This window comes from Litorilituus lipolyticus (assembly GCF_006439335.1).
Taxonomy (GTDB): Bacteria; Pseudomonadota; Gammaproteobacteria; order Enterobacterales; family Alteromonadaceae; genus Colwellia; species Colwellia lipolytica.
The window spans coordinates 125384-146650 of record NZ_SAWY01000027.1 but is presented as its reverse complement, the minus strand read 5'-3'; the positions used below and the strand labels follow the sequence as shown (position 1 = coordinate 146650).

The following is a 21267-nucleotide window of genomic DNA, read 5'->3' as shown; positions in this document are numbered from 1 at the left end:
ACACTAAGGTCTGCTATTGGCACACATACGACTATAAGAACTAATAAAGCCAAATAAATCTAACCTGACAGTACAGTTAAAACTTATTCACTTTACCTCCCTTCAAAATAATGCTTTTTGTCTAAGCGGCAATCACTTCCAGTGGGCAGCGCAGTTGGTATTCAAACTTATTTTTCCCTTCCACCTGAAAGCCATGACGTAAATATAACCCTCTAGCAGGGTTTTTTAATAACACGTTTAGGGTGATGGGTAGGCAAAGCTGTAAGGCTTTTTTCTTAACAACATTAAGTACTTTACTACCAATACCTTTGCCTTGATATTCAGGTAAAATTTGAAATTGCCTAATATGTAAACTTTTTTCCGTTACTTTTTGTGTAATTACGCCAAACTTAACAACACCTATCGGCTTTCTATCGCACAAAATAATGTGGCTTTCATAAAAAGCCTCTTTCACTCGTTCAATATGCTGTTCATTAGACATTTTAATGCCTGCTGCTAGCAAGTGTTTATTCATAGACTTTTTGCGTAGCTTTACCAAAAAATCTAGATCATCGTGTTTAACATTACGAAAACCAATCGTAAACTTCATTTAAGGTGTTAACTCATTTTTCTTCAGTGCTTTTAATAATATCACAATAGATAACAGACATACTCCCTTATACATTATTAACGACTCAGTTAATAATAAACAAAAAAAAAAGCATAAGCGATGCTTATGCTTTTATTAGGATTTAATTTTTTTTAGAAATTTAAATTAACACCCGCGTAGTACCCTCGACCAGAGATAGGGTAAGTTGAACCACCCATACTCGCACCTGGTATGCCTAACCAATCTTTATCAGTCACATTATTAATACCAAAATAGATATTTGTTTGGTCTGTTAAATCATAGCTAAACCTTACATTATGTAGCGTTGAAGCTGGTAATTTATATTGTGAGTAATCTTCGGCAGTTGCATTTCTAGCATATAGTACACTTGACGAGTAATTAGTTTGCCATGATGCTCTAAAGTCACTTAGCGTGTATGCTACACTGAATGATGCTTTCCACTCTGGCGTACCATTTACACCGACCCATTCTCTTTTATCAGCGCCTGCTAACTCTGATTCAGTAAATGAACTTTCAAGTAAATGAGTAGCGTATAGGTTTAAATCTATTTCACCATAATCACCCATTTCTTGTGAGTAGTAACTTTGAATATCTAAACCTCTGCGACGCATTTTATTTGCGTTTACGTAAGTATCAAAAATATTACTGATGTTACCATCTTCTTTACGCGTAACTAGCGGACAAAAGACATTATCAATCGAGTTAGCATCAACACACATTTCAGCTGTATTAGCCGCACCAAATTTTGTTATACCGCCAGTTAAGTCAATATCGAAATAATCAATAGATATACTAAAATCTTCAATATAGGTTGGTGTAAAAACAATACCTGTCGTTAAGGTATAAGCTGTTTCTACAGTTAACGTATCATTACCCTGTACAGTTGTGTATGAACCACCAGTAATTCGCATCTCAGACTCAAAATCAGAAGGTAAACCTAAAGCGGCACAGTTTGCTCTACGTAATTCATCATTTGCGCCATTATCAAGCTCTTCACTATCACATGGATCCATATAACGGCTAAAAATAACTTCTTCAGGTCTGAATAACTCTGTTAATTGAGGTGCACGAACCGCTTTAGAATAATTGCTTCTCACTCGAAGGTTATCATCAACAGCCCAATTTAAACCTGCTTTCCAACTATCATTACTACCTGCGTAAGTATAGTTTGCATAACGATATGCTACTTCTGCTTCAAGAGATTGAACAAGCATCACATCTTTTACGAGCGGAGCAATAAATTCAACATAAACTTCTTGAATGTCACGATCTACATCAGTAGCACCTTTAGTATTACCTCGGTTTGTACCTTCTAAAGAAACTTGAGACGGTGTTACTTTTAAGCCTTCTTTTCTAATTTCAAAGCCTGTTGAAAACATTAAATCACCTGCAGGCAATTCCATGATATCGCCAGCAAGCGTGGCTGCTAAAGTATACTGATGTGTTTCAGATGTATCAGTGAATGGATCCAATTTAATATAATCAACCACTTCTTGAGAAAGTGGCTCGAATGGATTCATAACCGCACAACTGTTGGTTTCTTCACATTCACCAAATAATTCAAACCCCCACCAACGATCGGTATTAATACGATTCATTGAAGTCTCATCAACAGAGGTTTTACCGCCTGCTAGATAAACATCCCAATTCCAACCGTTATTAAGATCACCTTCTAAAGCAAAAGATGCAGAAACATATTCGCGATCTACTTCTGTCGTTCTATTGCCCAAATCATTGAAGGTATATGGTATTGCAATCCAACTAGTATTGTCTGACTCCGCAGCATCAATAACAACTTGTGGTACGTCAAAAGGAGCATCGTAAACATTAACCCAGCCATTCCAAGAGAACAAAAACTCTGGATCAATAGTATTTACACTTGAAACTTTGCTGTAACTTACATCACCGGTTAGATAAATATTATCTGTGATCTCATAGCCAGTACGTAAGTTAACGCTTAATCGGTCATATGGAGTAATAGAGTTTTGAGGACCAACACTAGAATACATATTTGGGTTTAAATCATGAGATTGTTTATAATAATCATGTAACTCAGAATCTAAAATGGCTCGATAGCCTTCACCTAACGTACCATCATCATTTCGGTTAAATTGAAAATAGTCATAGCTGTTACCAGACATGAATGTTGGTCTGTCAGTAGGAATGTTGTAGTCGGCCCACCCCACATTATTTAAAATAACTTCATTAGGAATGTCGCCATCTGGGTTATTTATGTATGTTGTTTGACCATTAGACCCTGGACGCGACGCATATGTCATCGCTTCTTGATTATAATAATCAGCACTAATTACCACATTGCCTTTATCATTATTAAAATTTGTACCATAGCTAAAAGATAGGGCCTGAGTTTCACCATCTCTTTCTTCTGTCGAATAAGCCTGAATATTGGCATCAAACCCTTCAAAATCTTTCTTAAGAATAACATTAACTACGCCAGCAACAGCATCAGAACCATAAACAGCCGAAGCCCCTCCGGTTAGTACCTCAACACGATCAATCAATGAGGCTGGAATGTTTTGCATATCCGATACAAGACGACCTGAGCTATCAACCATTTGTGTAGGACGGTGCCCATTTATTAATACTAACGTACGGTGAGACCCCAAACCACGTAAATTCACAGTAGCTAAGCCTGCATTTCCTGGATTATATGAATTGCTAGATGATTCAATACCCGCAGCAAACTGTGGTAAAACTGCCAGAACTTCGGCAACATTCATACTACCTGTAATAGATAACTCTTCAACATCAATAGATACAACTGGTGAAGCTGTTTCTACACCAGGTCTTGCAATACGAGAACCTGTTACAACAATTTTCTCAGTTTCTTCAGCATTAGCCTGTTCTGATGATTCTTCAGCTAAAGCATAAGTTGATGTAGTAAAAGCTAATAACGCAATGCTAATTGGTTTCAATTTAAACATAAGTTCCTCAAGTTTTTTAATGTAATTTTTATGTTTGAAAGCAAATCCATTTGCTGTATTTCTACTTATTTCTCAAAGTATACAATATACTTAACAACAGTTATGTCAACACCCTAAAAGCCTACAGGCCATACGATAAGTAGGATTAAATGGTATTGTATGATAAATACGACTATTATTATTCTGTTACAAAATTTAGAAAAAAAGAGGATAAAGTTAATGTATACAAAACTGTGCAGTAAAAAATAGTTATATGTGATTTGAATAGAATACCCATCAAAAAAGATATTTATTCATCTGGTGATTTATAAATATAAGAAAAAAATTTAGAAAAAATTGTAACAGAGGAATTTTTCATAAATTAAGCATTAAAAAAAACTTAATATCACTATTAAGCTTTTCGGTTAAGCACTGTCTTTGTCAGGTTACCCCTTTACTAAATTCATTCAAGTTAATACTGGTATTTTTTCGCCTTAGCATCGAGTTGCTTAATCGATAGCTCTTTTCTTTGACATTGTGAAGCATCACCCATATTGATAGCCCATACTTCATCCTTAAAGTCATCATTTTGTTCTTCACCAAGATCTTTAAAAATAACCGTTAACTGTTCACTCTCAGGTAGTGCTGATAATAATTTTTCGGTACAAACTAACTCGTAAGTCCTTTTAAGCATTGTTTGATATATAGCTTTTCTTGATAGTCCCTGTATTGGCTTTTCTTTTGACTGTTGCATAGTATTTGCCATTTTTTTATTTTTAATTCGGACTGCTATGAGTTGTTTTTTATCTCTAAGTTCATCAAGCTCTGTTTGAGATTGTCTAATACTCTTATCAAGCTTTTGCAGCTCAGCTTCTTGATTTGAAGCTTTACTTCGCTTTTGCATTGATTTTATTTTTTTATCTAATGAAAACTCATGATGTGCGAGATTTCGCTCTTCAAGTTGAAGCGCTTCTAACTCTTTTTTATTGTTAAGTTGTTGCTTATGAGCTTCTGTTTGGGGTTCTTCAGTAGCCAAATGCTCATTTTGGTGTGACGGTATATTATTTAAAATAGGTAAGAAATCGATATTTGTTTCGATAGTAAATACTTGACCATAACCCAACAAATATTGATGTGATATATCATTAATAGCAAAATTCTTTGTTATTAAGTTTGTTTGATACACCCTAGAAAAATTTTCACTAACGATCTTTCCTTGTTCTTTAATGGCCGATAAGTCTATTGCTTGTGCTAATGGAGCAGTTCCTAAAGCTGATAGCAAAGTCAAAAATAAGCTTAATTTTTGCTTCATAGTAAACCTCAAATAAAAGCGGAGAGACAATTGTTTTGGCATTTTCATGCCAAAACAATAATCAAGAACATTAATTTAACTTAATAATTTAGCTTAGTAGTTTAATGTTGCTTTTAAGTTTACTCCATCAAATGTCTTATAGGCATTTAAACCAATATGATAGGTTACGCCAGCAGACACGTTGATTTGACAACTTTCTTCACTTCCCGTTTTATATGGGCGGCAATCATAAGAGCGCTTCGCTGGTTGCGAACCTGCTTTAACGTATAAATCTGCATCACCAGTACCGCCAGAAATAGTTACTGTTAAGCTACCTGCACTTTGTGGAGTAACCTCATAGTAAACCCAATTGCGAGCAGAAGCACTTGCTGTGGTATCAAGCAATACTTCAGATGTTGGCTCTGTTGGTGGATCCGTTGGGTCTGTTGGATCTGTAGTTCCACCTGCTTGTGTAATTAACCAGTTTTGCCACTCTTGCTCATAGCTATATGCCCATGCATTAAGGTCGGCTTGATAACTACTCCAGTCAGCAGCACGCACCGTTGAGCGTAAAGTACGAATATCATCCATATGCGCTTCAAACATAAAGCGAACACCTAAATAACCCCAGCGATATATTTCATCTTGACTATTACTGTATGTTGTTGAAAATATTTCAGATAAAGTGCGGTTTGATCCTGCGACATTAATTAATGCAATAGCATCATCATTATTATCTTCAAGTGAAATATACTCACCTAAGCCTTCTGCCCACCAAACAGTTGTTGATGGGTAATCAGAGAAATTACCTTTAAGGTTAAAACGACCATCTAAATAATGGACATACTCATGCTTTAAGTTCCAAATATGAAAATCAGGTCTTAACCAATCAGCTTCATGTGCGTAAAAAGCTGCCTGATTGGAAGAGTCAGTAGCATCCCCTTCAATGTAAATACCACCATTATTGGTACCGATACCATAAATACGGCCACCATATCGGTTATATTGATCGTAATCGTCAAAGATAACCATTTTAAGATCTTCATTTAGATCATTATCAACAGGTAAGCCGTTTGTTTCTAGACGTTGATGGAAATATTGTTCTTCAGCACCAACTTGTGCACAAGAGTCAGCAAACTGAGCTGAAGTCATATCCTGTGCTCTAAATTTTAATGTGCTACTACATGTGTGTGTAAGAGGGAGAACTGATGATTCAGTTGGTTTGCCAGCAAACGCTGTTGACGATAACATCATTGCCGCAGAAATTACGCTTGGGATTATTGCTAACTTCATATTCATGTCACTTCCTAGGTTTTATAATTATTTAACGTCCTAGTTTTTTATTAATGCATTTTCCCTTGCTTGTAATTTTTATACCTCAAAAAGAACTCAAGATCCAATATATTGTATAAAATATTTTGCACATGTTATTTTTTAAGAGCAATTAAAACATAAACGGGATTAATTAAAAGCACGTTAAAATCATTAATGCATTGATATTATTAGACTAAAAGATTCAAGCTCTATAAAAAGCTGATTATTTACATTTTAAAAGCTCGATTTTGTGACTTTTGTTGCATGCTAAATGAAATATGTTATGGGCTTTTTCCATAGAAATGGGTGTGAAACGTACTTTATCAGTTGGGCGCAATTGAGCTAATTTATTAGTATCTGAAGAGATAACTGAACCAATTTTGGGGTAGCCACCGATTGTTTGGCGATCATTTATTAGCACTATAGGCTGCCCGTCAGCTGGTATCTGCACTGCTCCATGACAAATGCCCTCAGACAAAATACCTGATACTTCACTGTGAATTGCCCTGCCCTGAAGTCGGTAGCCCATACGATCACAATCAGAGGATACGGTATATTCGCTTGAGTAAAACAAACGTTGTTCAAAAGCGCTAAAGTGATGTTGTTGATAACTAGGGATAGTTCTTAGTATGGCAGAATGACCATATTGGGGTATTTGCTGCTCAGGTAGCAGGCATAAAGTTTCATTAGCCAAAGCTTTATGCTCAACATAAGGCAATATCTCATTTTTTGATAATTTATCCCCAGATAAGCCCCCTATACTTTCTCGACATACCGTTGAAACACTGCCAAAAGATGCTTTTACCATAAAACCGCCTTTTACCGCGACATAGCAACGCAAACCTGTTTGAGCATAATCTAAGGTAATAGTATCGCCAGCCTTAATATGATGGCTTCGCCAGAGCGCCATTTCTTGTGAATTAATACACAACTTCATCACTGCGCCAGTAACAGCAAGTACAGTATCTAACTGTGCTAGAAGTTCTATACCGCCAACACTCACTTCAATAACAGCAGCATCTGCATTGTTTTCACATAAGCGATTTGCCCAATAAAAAGCTTCCTTATCAGCAGGTCCACCTTGCGTTAGCCCCATTTGAGCATATCCATAACGCCCACTGTCTTGTAGTAACGATAATACCCCCGGTTTTTTCACTAAAAAGCCAAGTGCTAAACCACGTCTTTGTTTACTTCGATCAATTTGATTATTTTGATTAGTCATGTGAATAAAACTGATTATTAATCATTAAATATTGGAAGCTCGCCACCTAAGGCGAAAAACTCTTCTTTTGAAATGCTATTAAATTTAACTTTATCACCGACGTTAACAGGCATAGTCGGTGTAGCGTTTTGATCAAACATATTAACTGGACTACAACCAATGATGTTCCACCCACCCGGTGATACATTAGGGTAAATAGCCGTTTGTCTATCGGCAATAGCGACGGCACCTTTAGGTACTTTTAATCTCGGGGTTGCTAAACGGGGCATTGCAATTTTACTATCAACCTCACCTAAATAAGCAAAGCCAGGAGCAAAACCAATCGCATATACACTATAAATCATGGATTGATGAAGCCTTATTACTTCATCACAGCTGATTTGTGCATGCTTTGCAATTAAGTTTAACTCTGGTGCAAAATCAATGTCATAACAAACCGGCAACTCGATAACGCGCTGTTCATGCGCCTCTTGTACTTCCTCAATTGTTGCCAGCAGCTTTCTTAACTCATTTCTTAAGTGGTGATGATCCACTTTATTCATATCAAAGGTCACTAATAAAGAGGCATAAGAAGGCGTTAAATCGAGCAGGTAATGTGAAAGTGTTTGCTGAATTTTCAGCGTAGCAAGCTTTATTTCATTCGCAGTTTTTTCACTCACTTGTGAGGAAAAATAAATAATTAAGGCATTTTCGCCGGCAATTTGAATTGTTCTTTTCGGCACTGGGTTTATGTCATTCATCTTTATTTATAAATTTAATTTCATCGACTTAGCTTTGCTCAATTAACACAAGTTAATCATTCGGTTAACCACTGAAAGGAGTTAACAGCTGTCTGATTTTTTCAATGGCATTAACCCCTGCCATGTTATCACCGTGAACACACAAGCTATCAACATGTAACCTTATAACATTCCCATTTAACGTCTTTACCGTACCGTGCTCAAGTAATTGTTGTACTTGTTCTAGCATTGCCTCTTCACTATGCACTGCTTTATTGTGTTGGCGCGATAGCAAACTGCCATCATCATCGTAGCACCTATCTGCAAAGGCTTCAGCCAGTAGTTCAACCTTATGTTGCTTGGCTTCCTTTTGATACATACTAAGGTCAGGGGTTGCTTGTAACATTAATTTTAATGCCCGATCACCTGATTGATTATATTGAGCAATAGTTTGCAAAATAGTTTGGCGAATAGCGTCATGCTTCATCATATCGTTATATAAAGCACCATGAGGTTTCACATAGGATAAAGTCAATGATTGGCTACGAGCAACACCGTCTACTGCAGCAATTTGATACAGTAACATAGCACTAAGTTCTGCGTCACTGCACTGCATACTTCGACGGCCAAAGCCGACTAAATCTGGGTAGCTTGGATGGGCACCTATTTCGACATTATGCTTATCAGCCAGAGTTAACGTATTTAATAGAGTTAATGGGTCGCCAGCATGAAAGCCACAAGCAATGTTTGCTTGATCGATAAATGGCATAACTTTATCGTCAACCCCCATCTTCCATGATCCAAAACTTTCACCTAAATCACAATTTAACTTCATAATTTTTCCACTTCACCAATTACACTCTTTGAATGAATCACTTTACATTAAATTCAATAACTTCTATGTACTATTGAATCATTCTTACCCAAAGTTTACTTTAGATATTGATAAGTGTTCATCGACGATGTCAACGACATGACATAGCTAACATAACCAAAATATCTATTATAAGAAACAGAAAAAAAACCGAACAATGTGTTCGGCTTTTATGTACTTTGTTTAAGGTAACAATGTTTGAATATTTAGCCACTTTCTTTTTACTAGAAAAGTATAGTGACTATAGCTTTACGGCTCTGATTTAACCACTACAATTTTGCAACTAACGCATTATTAAATCGAACTTTTTGGCCACTTTGTAAACGTTCACCACCCCGCACAACAACAGAATCATTTACCGATAAATTGCCCATTACTGACACCCAATCATCAACACCTTGCCCAACAAGCACTGAGACTTTTTGCGCTTGCAACTCTTTATCTACGGTTAACACATAAGTTTCATTCTCACGTAGCACTAATGCATCTCTTGGTACTAACAGTGCTTCTTTTGCTTGCTGCTTTGGTAATGAAACCGTTACTGGAGTGCCTGATAGAATATTCAAACCACTAGCAGCTAAACGTACATCAAAGGTACGTGAAGACTGCTCTCCTGCTTGACTCCACGTTCTAATCGGCAAAGTGATTAATTGATTTTGCCATTTAACCATCACAGTTGCATTTCGCTTTAAAAATGGTGCAATAGTTAATGGAGCAGCAACTTTAATATCAAGGTTTTGCGTATCAACCAATTGCACTAACGGCCTACCTAAGGTGATTAACTCTCCTTCATGGGCAAATCGTTGGCTAATATTTCCGGTGAAAGGTGCCACTATGGTCGTTTTTTCTATGGCTAACAATGTTTGCTCTACTGCAATAGATAAATCGACTACATCATTTTCCGCAACAATGAGATCTTTAGTGACCTTCTCATACTCGCTGACCGCCGAGTTATTTTTTTCTGTTAATTTAGCAATACGTTGTTTTTGTACCCGTAAATAATCAACATCGGCTTGTGCTTTCTTTACTTGCGCTTTTTGACGAGCAAGTTGTAAGGTTAAATGGCGTGCATCTATTCTTGCGATAACATCACCTTTTTCTACATCAACACCCACTTCCTCAAGCCACAATAACTGACCTGTTTGCTCAGCAGATATAGGCGCATTTTTACGACTGATCACGTTACCTGGTAACCAAATACTTGGATTAACTTGTTCCTTTTTCACTACATCAACGCTAACAAGATGCCCTTTGTCTTGGTCATTATTATTTGCTTGAGCTGGCAAACAAAGCAATGTCGACATAGATACAAATAACGTTGCTTTAAACCATAAAGATGTTGCTTTATTTAAGCTTTTTTCATTGTTCATTATATTCATTTTTCTTCCTTAAACTGTCTCTTTAAATTTATGTTGCTTTGCAATTTTTTTACACGTTATTAGCGCTAACTCTTGCCGGTTTCAATTGTTCTACTTTACTGTTTTTCTTAAGGTTAAGGACAAAATCAGCTTTTCCTAACCGTAACAAACAGGGTAATAACACTATGGTGAATAAAGTACTAGAGGCTAAACCACCCACAATAACTGCTGCTAAACCTCGGTAAATAACACTACCTGCGCCGGGCATTAACAGTAGTGGTAACATGCCAAAAAAGCTTGTTGCCGTACTCATAAAAATAGGTCTTAAACGAAGTGTTAACGCTTGCTCAATGGCTTCGACACGAGCTAAGCCATTTTTCTGCCCTATTCGTGTTTGATGGACTAATAAAATGGCATTGTTTACCACTAAACCAAGCAAAATAATGAAACCAATCATGGTCAGTAAATCTAATGGTTGAAATACAGATAAATTAAGCAATTGAAGCGCTAAAATCCCACCAACTGTGGCTAGTGGTATGGTGATAACCACTAATAAACTGTCTTTTATCGATCTGAATAATGCTGCCATTAATAAGAATAAAATCACGAGTGCAAAAGCAAAGTTTTCACCCATAACCTTAACGGCCTTCTCTAGCTGATCAGCACTGCCGCCATAAAGAATGTTACCGTCAGATGGCATAACATCTTTTAACTTAGGCTCTACTTGGTTTTTAAGTACGCTGATGGTTTCTTCTAACGACCAACCATTAGGCGGGTTTATATTTAAACTTATGGTTCTATGACCATCAATACGTGTGATTCTGCTTGGTCCAACAGTACGTTCAATGTTAACTAAACTTGAAATTGGCATCACACTGCCGTTGCCTGTTGTAACAGGAATATCAGCCAAATTGTCAGGATCATCCCACCCTTCAGCCCTTAAAATCATATTTAAACGCTTGCTACCGTTGAAGTATTCACCCACATATAAACCGTCACCTAAAGTTCTTACCACGCGACCTACATCACGACGATTCCACCCCTGCTCTAAAATATTTCGATCATTAGGCGTTAGGCGTATTTCAGGTTCAGACATAGATAAGGAAGGATTAACATTAACACTGGCGCCTTCTATGGCTTCTTTAACCCAGTCCATACCCTGTCTAGCGACATTTTGTAGTGCTTTAGTATCTTTAGACTGCAAAAATATTTGCACTTGTCTACCACCACCAAAACCGCCAAATAAATTCCCTTGTCTTGCAAAAACCCGTGTATCAGGTAAATCGATCAATATTTCATTTCTTACAATCTCAAGTAACTCTTCAACACGACTTTGATCTTTAACTCTCACGCCTAAACTTCCGCCAAAAGGACCGCCAAAAAGGTAGTAATTTTTTAATGCGGGCTCTTTTGTACCATCCATATAAGGCTTTAAGCGTTCAACAATAGGCGCGATAATTTCTTCTTCAACAGTTTGAACATTAGCCCCAGGTGGAAACTGAATATTAGCATCGACTGCATCACGTTTTACTGGCGGTAAGTAATCTAAATTTGGCATAGCCAAAATAGTGACAATCACAGGTAAAATCAGCAATGCACTGGCAAGTGAAATACGCTTAACTCGAGAATTGGTTGCTCTCATCACAAAGCGAGTGATGCGTTGCCATAGTTTTAAATTGGGGTCATTCACTTTTTGCTGTTGCAGTAAATATTTCGCTAATACGGGTAAAAGCACTACCGCTACAATCAAAGAAACAGATACAGCGATGGCAATTGTTAACGCTAAATCACCAAATAGCTGTCCTTCAATATCTTTTAAAAAGAATACAGGTAAAAATATGGCTACAGTAGTTGCAGTGGAAGCAAGCAATGCTCCCCAAACTTGTTGGGCACCCTGCTCTGAACTTTGTTCTTCATTTAGACCTTTTTCTCGCATCCTAAGAATATTCTCAAGTACCACAATGGCTGCATCTAATACCATGCCTACAGCAAACGCTAAGCCTGCTAAGGAAATAACATTAAGCGAGCGACCAGTAATCTCTAAAACAATAAAGGTACTGAGTAAACTCACAGGGATAGCCGTTGCAATAATTAAAGTTGCTCGCATTCTTCTAATAAAGAACCACAAAACCGATAGCGATAAAATAATTCCGGCAAATAAATTACTAGTAACTAAATTAATGGCGCGATAAATAAATACTGAGGCGTCAAATGACTGCACCATAACCAGCTTTTTATCAGCAAGGATTTCAGTATTCATTAACTCAACTTCTGATTTAACTCGATTAAGTGTCTCAAGCACATTGGCGCCATTAGCTCTGTCAATTCGCATTGAAAAGGCTGGGTTACCATTTTGCACAGCTAATCCTTGGCGATCATTTCGACGTACTTCAACTTTAGCAATATCACTTAAGCGAATATTACTGCCGCCACGAGCAACCAGCATTAGTTGTGATAATTCATCAACTCCATATTTACCGTTATACCTTAATGTGTACTGTCTTCTTCCTACATCAACAAACCCGCCTGAAACATCATCACTGCCATTTACTAGCGCAATTAGCTGAGGAATTTGAATACCGTATTCTGCCGCTTTAATCGGATCATAACGAATTTGTAATTCTTCTCGATTTTGCTCACTAAAGGTTTGTACACCTGCAACACCTTCGATCGCTTCGAGTCGTGGACGGATAACATCATTGGTAAAATCAATATACTTTGAAATATCTTGTTGGTTTCCCGGTAATGCCTGTAAAAAGAAGAAGGTTAACGCCGGTGTGTTACCACCAAAACCACCGAGCATAACGCGCGGTGGCCTCGCATCTCTAGGCAAATTAGCAACTCGAGTCATTCGGCTTATCACTTCAATTAGGACTTGTTCCATATTGGTCCCAACATCAAAAGACAAATTAATATAAGCCGCGCCTCGGTTAGCAAAAGCATTCATAGAGGTTAAGCCTGGAATACCGCGCAGTACTTGTTCTTGAGGCTCAATAATTTCAGACTCTATCTCTTTAGGTGATGCTGAACGCCAAAACGTTTGCACTGCTATTTGAGGTCTTTCAATATCAGGGAAGAGTTGTACAGGCAGCTTGAATAAACTCAGCATTCCCACCAATAGTATTAACGCAACGCCAACAGCTACCGCCGCAGGGCTTCTTAATGCGCTCTTTGTTAAATTCATCGTTATTCCTTAACCAGCATACAAAAGTTGCTTATAAAGATACGCCTAGATAACAAATTAGATAGCTTGATTGCGATTAACCGAAACTTAAATACGACCAATTACGTAGATGAAATTCTTTGTAATAGTCAGACATAAAACGACACACTTTCACAAGAAGTGACGCAATTACTTTGTCACTTAGCAATTTTATCTATATACCGAATAAGTTATAATCCAAGCCAAACGATAAAATTCAATTTAAGCAATTACATATGAACAAGTTTCTCTCACAAACATTCACCGTTTTTTTCTTATTAACGGCTAGCATCACAGCCTTTGCTGATGATAAGGAAGCTCAGGAAGAAGTCATCTTAGACCCGGGTAAAAAATACTTTGAGCAATGCATGTTTAATGAAATAAAGCGTGCCAAAAAAAGCGCCACATTAGCTGAGTTAGAAAACTTATGCGAACAAAAAACAATGACTGAAATGATCAGTCGAGAAAGTGAAGATTTAGAGAAAAATGATGTTGAATTAGGGGCTGTAGCTAATAGAATTATCAAAGAAAGACGCACTGCTTTTAACCCGTATGTTATTACTCCTCATAGAATGAACTATATTTTACCCGTTCATATAACTAATAAAATTAACAGTGAAGCTTATCAAAATAATGGCAACTGGGAAGAAAATTTAACCGACACTGAAGCTAAGTTTCAAATCAGTATTAAAGTACCTCTGATGGAAAGTAGCTGGCTGATTGAAGGTGACCAAATTTTCTTTGCTTTTACGTTACAATCGTGGTGGCAACTATACTCTGACAATATCTCTAAACCCTTTAGAGAAACCAATTATCAACCTGAATTCTTTTACTTTGCTCCGTTAGATTTACACCCTTTTGGTGGAAATTCAGCTTTTACTTTTGGCATGGAGCATCAATCAAATGGTCGCTCTCAACACCTTTCTCGTAGTTGGAACCGAATTTATTTCAATTACATATATGAAAAAAGAAATTTTGCACTTTCTTTTAAGCCTTGGTATCGAATTAAAGAAGAAACTAAGAGTGATTTTTATGATGAAGGAGATGACAACCCAGACATTCTCGATTACATGGGACACTTTGAATTAACCTTAATATATAAGTACAGCCCCAACTTTGAAATTTCATTCAAAGGAAGAGAAAACTTTGCAACTCACAATGGTTATGCTGAAGTTGGCGTCACTTTCCCATTATGGGGGAAACTAAAAGGCTATGCGCAATTTAGTAGTGGCTATGGTGAAAGTTTAATCGATTATAATTATAACCAAACACGCTTTGGCTTAGGTATCGCACTTACGGATATTCTTTAAGTGGCATTAACCATACAATCAAAGTAAATTCACTCAGGCTTACTGTGTTTTTAGACCACTGACATATAATCGTTCCGTGAACAGTGAGCCTTCTTCCTTGTCTAAAAACCTAAATACATTGAACGAATTAATGCCAACTTATCCGGTACTTATTCGGTATTTATTTAGCACTTCAATTAATGCCTCTTTTTCTACAGGTTTTCTTAAATAATCATTCATACCTGCTGAAATACACTTTTCTTTATCTGTAGCCATTGCATGAGCCGTTAATGCTACAATATTTATGCCCATATTATGAGCACCTGCCTCTCCTTGCCTTATTGCTTGAGTTGCTTGGTAGCCATCCATTTCAGGCATTTGGCAATCCATAATAATAAGATCATAATACTTGTTTGGGTATGCATTAAGTTTATCTAGCGCATCAATGCCATGCTGTGCGATTTCACATGTTAATCCTAGTTTAGCTAAGACCCCTTTTAAAACCATTTGATTAACACGGTTATCTTCAACCACTAAGATATTAGCTTTTTTAGTTCCTTTAACTACTTTTTCATTAGCGTTGCCATTAATGTTAGTTTTATCTTCATCAACATGATGATCGTAAGAATTCAAGAAAGAAGATGTGACTAACTGCCCTTCATTGAGAATATCATTGCCCTCATTAACAACAACTGACAAGCCATCAAGCAGATCTGAAGTGGTGACAGGTTTAGTAAAAAAGCCATTAATACCAATATTAACTAGGTTTGATTTATCTTCCACTTCACTTAACGATGTCATCAAAATTAATTTAATATGATTATTTTCCTGCTCCGCTCTGATTTTACGACACAGCGTCAAGCCGTCCATTTTCGGCATATGCATATCAACTAAGGCTAAATTTATTTGCTGACCATATTGTCGAATTATGTCGAGCGCGTCTTTGGCGTCAACTGCATGAATAACAGTTGCCCCCCATGCAGCGAGTTGCTCAGCAAAAACCATTCGGTTGGTATTATTATCATCAACAACAAGCACCGATAAGTTGTTCATATCTAAATAAGGCAAATAGTGCTTCTTACTTTCACTTTCCTGAACGGGAATATTAATGGTAAAGCAACTACCCACTTTATAATCACTTTCAACGTGTATATCACCGCCTAATAATGTGCTCAACCTTTTACAAATAGCCAGACCTAACCCTGTGCCACCATACTTTCTAGTTGTTGATGAATCTACCTGTGAAAACGATTCAAATAATTGAGTCAGCTTCTCTTGTGGTATACCAATTCCTGTATCTTTAATCGCCACTTCTAATATTAACGCGTTATTGTTTACTGAAGACAATGAGACCTTACACACGACTTCACCTGTATTAGTGAATTTTATAGCATTTCCTAATAAATTCGTCACAATTTGGCGTAACCTTGTTGGGTCACTCTTTATTCGCGATTGCTTCACTTTACTTAAATCAAGTACGAGTTCGATTTGCTTATCTTCGGCTCTAAAAGCAAAAGAGCGAATTATTTTTTCAAATAACTCTCTTAAGTCAAAATCAACTTGTTCTATCTCTATTTTACCCGCTTCAATTTTTGAAAAGTCTAATATGTCGTTTAATATTGTCAGCAATGAATTTGCACTATCTTGTGCTATTTCCAATTTCTTACGCTGATTTTGATTTAGCTCACTGTCGATGACTAAACCTAACATCCCCAAAATACCGTTCATTGGAGTACGAATTTCATGACTCATACTCGCTAAAAACTCACCTTTAGCCACATTGGCTTGCTCTGCTAATTCTTTAGCATTAATGAGTTCAGCTTCCATAGTTTTTCTCGCAGTGATATCTACAGAAACACCTAAAACCCCAGTCACTTGACCCGTTTCTCCGATAATCGGAATTTTACTAGTCCAATAAGTTTTTATATTACCAAGGGTATCAGGTGCAATATTCTCTATTTGCACCGTATTTACGTTTTGAATTGCTTCTTGATCGGTTGAGATGAAGCTTTGTGCAATTTCTTCAGGGAATATTTGCAGATCGGTTTTACCTACAACATCTTCTGTTTTTAAACCTAAGGTTGTCTCCCACTCTTTGTTAACGAGCAGATAAACACCCTGTAAATCTTTTAAATAAATAAGAGCAGAAATATTATCTAAAACAATTTGCAGCTTGCGCTCATTTTCAATAACCTGTTCTTGAGAAAATTCTAACTGCTGAGTTCTTTGTTTGACTCGCGCTTCTAAACTATTGTTTGCCTTGGCTAAGACCTTGTTCGCTTTATTACTCATTGCGACAATGAATAATGAAATACCAATACTTACTAGCACTAATACCGATAAAATTAACAAAATCGTAAATCGAGCAATGGAAAATGATTGATAACCTTCTACTTTATCGACCTCTGTAATAACTGCCGCTTGAATATTATCACTCCAAGCCCAGCTTCCAATAACCTCTACACCTCGATAATCTATGTAACCCTGAACATTACTTCCCGTTTTTTTATTTAAAGCCTGTTGCGCAGCATGTGTCAGCTTATGTGTTTGAGGATCTTTAATATCAATCGATAAAATACTTTGCGATACAGGTTGAATCATATTTAAAGCAGTCAATTGTTTTGAAAAACGAGAATCTGAAATCATTTTTCCGTGAGTATTCACAACATAAGTCTCACCTGAATCACCAATACGACCAAGAGTTAAAATTTTACTGAACTCTCCAAGTGGATCTAAACGTTCTGCAAGTACACCTACAACATTGCCACCATCGACAATTAACGGTGTTAAAATGAACATGGTCGAAGGAAAATTTTGACCACTTATATTGGGTGTATTGGCAATAATAACATCTGATACCATCGGCAATACAAAAACAGTTTCTCCTTTAAGGGCCTGTTTAAAGTTTTCATTACGAGTTAAGTAAACTAAATTTTTAAGCGCGAGGTTACTATCTCGCATAGAGCCAATATTGGTACCATCGGGGGCAATAAGAAAAAACCCCTTATGCTGGCTAACATCTTGTAATCTTTTGAAAATTTTACGTAATTCATGCAATTCAAAACTATTCGTTATATCTCTACCTGCCATATACAAACCAAGTTGGTCTTGCGCTAATTGATGAATTTTAGGATCAGAAGCAATACTTTTAATTTTTTGTTTTTGATTTGAGCCCCAAATATCAAGTACTTCTTGAGTCGTTGCACGAATTGTCGATAAGTTAGATTGCCAATTTTTTTGTGTGCTTTGGTAGTTTTGTTCAACAGCCCAATAAGCAAGCAATAGCGCTAAACACACAATGATGACATTAAGAAAAACTATCCATCGATAAAATAGTTTAGACTTGCCAAATTTTTTGAGGGTGTTATTAGACATACTCTCTCTCTAATACTTTATTTCATCCCTACGTTTTTTTGAGTCATCTATTCATCATCCCTTACTTTAATTTAGAACATTTATCGGGTTATTCCTATTGTTATTATTAAATTATCAACAATGTAAAGCAGATAATCATAATTTAATTCAAGGTTTTTGAAGATAATTTAATGTAGCACGACTACTAAAGTACTCTTTTAAATAATCAATTAACAAGCGTAGTTTTTTAGAATTTGCCGCACCTGGAGGGAAAACACCAAATACATTTATATCAGCAAGGGTATAATCATCCAGCACAGTATCAAGTAAGCCGGCTTTTATTTTAGGCCATGCATCATAGATAGGAATTCTTCCTAACCCGTGCCCAGCCTCAACAAATGAGGTACGCGCTGCGGCATTGTTTGTACTTATACTTCCTTGAGTTTTAACAGTATATGAACGCCCTGCTTTATTAAGAGTTAATTCCCCAGAAGTTAATTTATAAGTAACCCATTCATGATGACTTAAATCAGACGGTGATTTAGGTCGTCCAAACTGTTTAAAATACTGTGGAGAAGCACATATACATGTGCTTAGCGTAGCAAGCTTAATAGCTTGTAAGCCACTATCAGGTAAAGGAGCCCCTCGAATAGCTAGATCCATCCCTTCTTTCATAATATTCACAACTTCATCAGTTAAGATCACGTCAAGCGCAATTTTCGGATATACACTCTTAAAATTATTCAAAGCAGGAATAACAGTTTGTAGGCCCATATTAACTGGGCAAGTAATTTTTAATAAACCTTCGGGTTCATTTTTAAAGTTTTCAATTTGTTGGTTTGCTGCGCTAGCTTGTTCAGCAATAACACGACAACGCTCATAATAGGCTATACCTGCCTCTGTGAGTTTAATTGATCGCGTTGAGCGATTAAGTAATTTAACTTCAAGTTGAGCTTCAAGTTTCTTTAAATGATAACTTACTACAGCCCTAGATAAGCCAAGATGTTTAGCCGCAGCACTTAAACTACCTTGTTCAATAACTTGAGCAAACACCACCATACTTTTTAGTTGATCAAAAGAAACATCCATAAAATTCTCCTTCAGTTTTCTAACGCTTTAATTGTATCAAAAATTAATACAAAGTTATCCAAAACATCTGCATTGTTCAGGAGAAAATATCACCCTATACTGTTTATAAAACTTCAATTAGGACAGTAACTCATGGCTAAAAACATTTTAATGGTATTAACATCTCACAGTGAACTCGGTAACACGGGAAGTAAAACAGGCTTTTGGGTTGAAGAGTTTGCATCTCCATATTATACGTTTATTGATGCTGGTTTTAACGTTACGATAGTAAGCCCACAAGGCGGTCAAGCACCTATTGATCCAAATAGTAAGCTTGACGACTTTAAAACACCGGCAACAGAACGTTTTGATAATGATAAAGCGACACAGGGCAAAGTTGCCAACACGGGAGTATTATCTTCTGTGAAAGCTGCTGATTTTGACGCTATTTTTTATCCTGGTGGCCACGGCCCTTTATGGGATTTAACAGAAAACCATGCATCTATCGCATTAATTGAAGCGTTCATTAACGAAAATAAAGTTGTAGGAGCGGTTTGTCATGCTAGTGCTGCATTACTTAATGTAAAATCAGCATCTGGCGAATACCTCATCAATGGCAAAGCTATTACAGGCTTTACTAATTCTGAAGAAGAAGCTGTTCAATTAACTGAAGTTGTACCTTTTCTACTTGAGAATGAGCTCATCAAACGTGGAGCAGACTATCAAAAAACAGATGACTGGCATGCGTTTGTTGTACAAGATGGCTTGATTATTACCGGACAAAACCCTGCAAGTTCAGAACTTGCTGCACAAAAATTATTAGCACAATTATCTGCTTGATTTGTTAAAGGCAAAGCCAACAGACTTAACGGAGAACTCATGTTAAATTTTAATTTTCAAAATACAACACATATTCATTTTGGTAGTAAACAAATTCAAGTACTGTCGACTGAAATACCATTAAAAGCTAAGGTACTCGTTGTGTACGGCGGAGGTTCAATAAAAAGTAATGGTGTTTACGATCAAGTTGTTGATGCTTTAAGTAATCATACTTGGTTTGAGTTTTCTGGCATTGAGCCTAACCCTACCTATGACACATTAATGAAAGCTCAAGCTATAATCGAGAAACATAACATTGACTATATTTTAGCAGTAGGTGGTGGCTCTGTAATAGATGGTGCTAAGTTCATAGCAGCAGCTGCACATTATCAAGGAGAAGATCCTTGGAATATTTTAGCCAAGCAAGAACCTGTTACAAAAGCAGTACCCTTAGGAGCAGTATTAACATTACCTGCGACAGGCTCTGAAAGTAACGGGAATTCAGTAGTCACCCGCGATGGTAATAAATTACCATTTTCTAGTCCGCTAGTTAGACCTTTATTCGCCGTATTAGATCCTAATGTCACGCTTTCGCTATCTGACAGACAAATTAGTAATGGGGTCGTTGATGCTTTTGTTCATATCATCGAGCAATACCTAACTTACGATGTAAACGGTAAAGTGCAAGATCGTTTTAGTGAAGGCTTATTACAAACATTAATTGAAGAAGGACCAAAAGCATTACAGCCTGAAACAAAGGAAGATGTAGATGTTAGAGCAAACATCATGTGGTCTGCAACTATGGCTCTAAATGGGCTAATTGGCGCAGGTGTACCTCAAGACTGGTCGACCCATATGATCGGCCATGAATTAACAGGTGCCTTTAATATTGATCATGCTCGCACATTGTCAATCGTATTACCTGCGGTAATGAAAGTTCGTAAAGAACAAAAAAGAGCGAAGTTACTGCAATACGCAAAACGAGTGTGGCAAGTTGAATCTGGAGATGAGAATGAACGTATTGATCAAGCGATTAAATTAACTGAACAGTTCTTTATTCAAATGCAAGTACCAACACGTTTATCAGATGTTGACATCAGTGAAAGTGATATTGATTTACTTATTGCAAGGTTAGAAAGCCATGGCATGATAGCACTGGGTGAACAAGGTGATATTTCTTTAGCGATAAGCCGAAAAATATTAACCCAAGCCCTTTAAATCAG

14 protein-coding genes are annotated in these 21267 nt (G+C 36.9%); 3 read left to right on the top strand and 11 right to left on the bottom strand.

Going from position 1 to position 21267, the window contains the following annotated elements:
• Positions 1–121: 121 nt before the first annotated feature.
• The 9 genes from EPA86_RS12645 to EPA86_RS12605 form a co-directional block, all read right to left on the bottom strand.
• Positions 122–589: a GNAT family N-acetyltransferase gene (locus EPA86_RS12645; protein ID WP_140604144.1), complete on the bottom strand. Its 468-nt coding sequence runs from the start codon at positions 587–589 to the stop codon at positions 122–124.
• A gap of 152 nt (positions 590–741) precedes the next feature.
• Positions 742–3555 carry a TonB-dependent receptor plug domain-containing protein gene (locus tag EPA86_RS12640; RefSeq protein ID WP_140604142.1) on the bottom strand — a complete coding sequence of 938 codons (2814 nt, stop codon included), beginning with the start codon at positions 3553–3555 and terminating at the stop codon, positions 742–744.
• Positions 3556–4006: 451 nt separating this feature from the next.
• Entirely contained in the window at positions 4007–4846 is an 840-nt protein-coding gene (locus EPA86_RS12635; RefSeq protein WP_140604140.1) for a hypothetical protein, read from the bottom strand.
• A 93-nt stretch (positions 4847–4939) separates the two neighbouring features.
• Entirely contained in the window at positions 4940–6124 is a 1185-nt protein-coding gene (locus EPA86_RS12630; protein ID WP_140604138.1) for a collagenase, read from the bottom strand.
• A 238-nt stretch (positions 6125–6362) separates the two neighbouring features.
• Positions 6363–7361: a 5-oxoprolinase subunit C family protein gene (locus tag EPA86_RS12625; protein ID WP_140604136.1), complete on the bottom strand. Its 999-nt coding sequence runs from the start codon at positions 7359–7361 to the stop codon at positions 6363–6365.
• Positions 7362–7378: 17 nt separating this feature from the next.
• Positions 7379–8101 carry a 5-oxoprolinase subunit PxpB gene (gene pxpB / locus EPA86_RS12620; protein WP_140604134.1) on the bottom strand — a complete coding sequence of 241 codons (723 nt, stop codon included), beginning with the start codon at positions 8099–8101 and terminating at the stop codon, positions 7379–7381.
• Between the two features lie 64 nt (positions 8102–8165).
• Positions 8166–8915 (bottom strand): 5-oxoprolinase subunit PxpA, encoded by a 750-nt coding sequence (locus tag EPA86_RS12615; RefSeq protein ID WP_140604132.1) that lies wholly within the window; start codon positions 8913–8915, stop codon positions 8166–8168.
• A gap of 308 nt (positions 8916–9223) precedes the next feature.
• Positions 9224–10333, bottom strand: a complete 1110-nt coding sequence (locus EPA86_RS12610) for an efflux RND transporter periplasmic adaptor subunit (RefSeq protein WP_140604130.1) — start codon at positions 10331–10333, stop codon at positions 9224–9226.
• A gap of 49 nt (positions 10334–10382) precedes the next feature.
• Positions 10383–13496, bottom strand: a complete 3114-nt coding sequence (locus tag EPA86_RS12605; RefSeq protein WP_140604128.1) for an efflux RND transporter permease subunit — start codon at positions 13494–13496, stop codon at positions 10383–10385.
• A gap of 254 nt (positions 13497–13750) precedes the next feature.
• Here EPA86_RS12605 and EPA86_RS12600 point away from each other — a divergent pair, with 254 nt between their 5' ends.
• Entirely contained in the window at positions 13751–14824 is a 1074-nt protein-coding gene (locus EPA86_RS12600; RefSeq protein ID WP_211664933.1) for a phospholipase A, read from the top strand.
• Between the two features lie 138 nt (positions 14825–14962).
• On the opposite strand, the gene EPA86_RS12595 is transcribed toward EPA86_RS12600, so the two are convergent.
• Together EPA86_RS12595 and EPA86_RS12590 are read right to left on the bottom strand one after the other, a co-directional pair.
• Positions 14963–18178 carry a PAS domain-containing hybrid sensor histidine kinase/response regulator gene (locus EPA86_RS12595; protein ID WP_140604126.1) on the bottom strand — a complete coding sequence of 1072 codons (3216 nt, stop codon included), beginning with the start codon at positions 18176–18178 and terminating at the stop codon, positions 14963–14965.
• Positions 18179–18325: 147 nt separating this feature from the next.
• Complete coding sequence (locus EPA86_RS12590) at positions 18326–19246, bottom strand: LysR family transcriptional regulator (protein WP_140604124.1); 921 nt, start codon at positions 19244–19246, stop codon at positions 18326–18328.
• A 132-nt stretch (positions 19247–19378) separates the two neighbouring features.
• On the opposite strand from EPA86_RS12590, the gene EPA86_RS12585 reads away from it, so the two are divergent.
• Together EPA86_RS12585 and EPA86_RS12580 are read left to right on the top strand one after the other, a co-directional pair.
• Positions 19379–20065, top strand: a complete 687-nt coding sequence (locus EPA86_RS12585) for a type 1 glutamine amidotransferase domain-containing protein (RefSeq protein ID WP_140604122.1) — start codon at positions 19379–19381, stop codon at positions 20063–20065.
• 39 nt (positions 20066–20104) lie between these two features.
• Positions 20105–21262: an iron-containing alcohol dehydrogenase gene (locus tag EPA86_RS12580; RefSeq protein ID WP_140604120.1), complete on the top strand. Its 1158-nt coding sequence runs from the start codon at positions 20105–20107 to the stop codon at positions 21260–21262.
• Positions 21263–21267: the final 5 nt, after the last annotated feature.

Excerpts from the sequence above, each read along its gene's own strand:
- EPA86_RS12590 (WP_140604124.1), bottom strand. The coding sequence starts at position 19,246 with ATGGATGTTTCTTTTGATCAACTAAAAAGTATGGTGGTGTTTGCTCAA.
- pxpB (WP_140604134.1), bottom strand. The coding sequence starts at position 8,101 with ATGAATGACATAAACCCAGTGCCGAAAAGAACAATTCAAATTGCCGGC.
- EPA86_RS12605 (WP_140604128.1), bottom strand. The coding sequence starts at position 13,496 with ATGAATTTAACAAAGAGCGCATTAAGAAGCCCTGCGGCGGTAGCTGTT.
- EPA86_RS12600 (WP_211664933.1), top strand. The coding sequence starts at position 13,751 with ATGAACAAGTTTCTCTCACAAACATTCACCGTTTTTTTCTTATTAACG.
- EPA86_RS12610 (WP_140604130.1), bottom strand. The coding sequence starts at position 10,333 with ATGAATATAATGAACAATGAAAAAAGCTTAAATAAAGCAACATCTTTA.
- EPA86_RS12585 (WP_140604122.1), top strand. The coding sequence starts at position 19,379 with ATGGCTAAAAACATTTTAATGGTATTAACATCTCACAGTGAACTCGGT.
- EPA86_RS12640 (WP_140604142.1), bottom strand. The coding sequence starts at position 3,555 with ATGTTTAAATTGAAACCAATTAGCATTGCGTTATTAGCTTTTACTACA.
- EPA86_RS12580 (WP_140604120.1), top strand. The coding sequence starts at position 20,105 with ATGTTAAATTTTAATTTTCAAAATACAACACATATTCATTTTGGTAGT.
- EPA86_RS12630 (WP_140604138.1), bottom strand. The coding sequence starts at position 6,124 with ATGAATATGAAGTTAGCAATAATCCCAAGCGTAATTTCTGCGGCAATG.
- EPA86_RS12625 (WP_140604136.1), bottom strand. The coding sequence starts at position 7,361 with ATGACTAATCAAAATAATCAAATTGATCGAAGTAAACAAAGACGTGGT.
- EPA86_RS12635 (WP_140604140.1), bottom strand. The coding sequence starts at position 4,846 with ATGAAGCAAAAATTAAGCTTATTTTTGACTTTGCTATCAGCTTTAGGA.
- EPA86_RS12595 (WP_140604126.1), bottom strand. The coding sequence starts at position 18,178 with ATGTCTAATAACACCCTCAAAAAATTTGGCAAGTCTAAACTATTTTAT.
- EPA86_RS12645 (WP_140604144.1), bottom strand. The coding sequence starts at position 589 with ATGAAGTTTACGATTGGTTTTCGTAATGTTAAACACGATGATCTAGAT.
- EPA86_RS12615 (WP_140604132.1), bottom strand. The coding sequence starts at position 8,915 with ATGAAGTTAAATTGTGATTTAGGTGAAAGTTTTGGATCATGGAAGATG.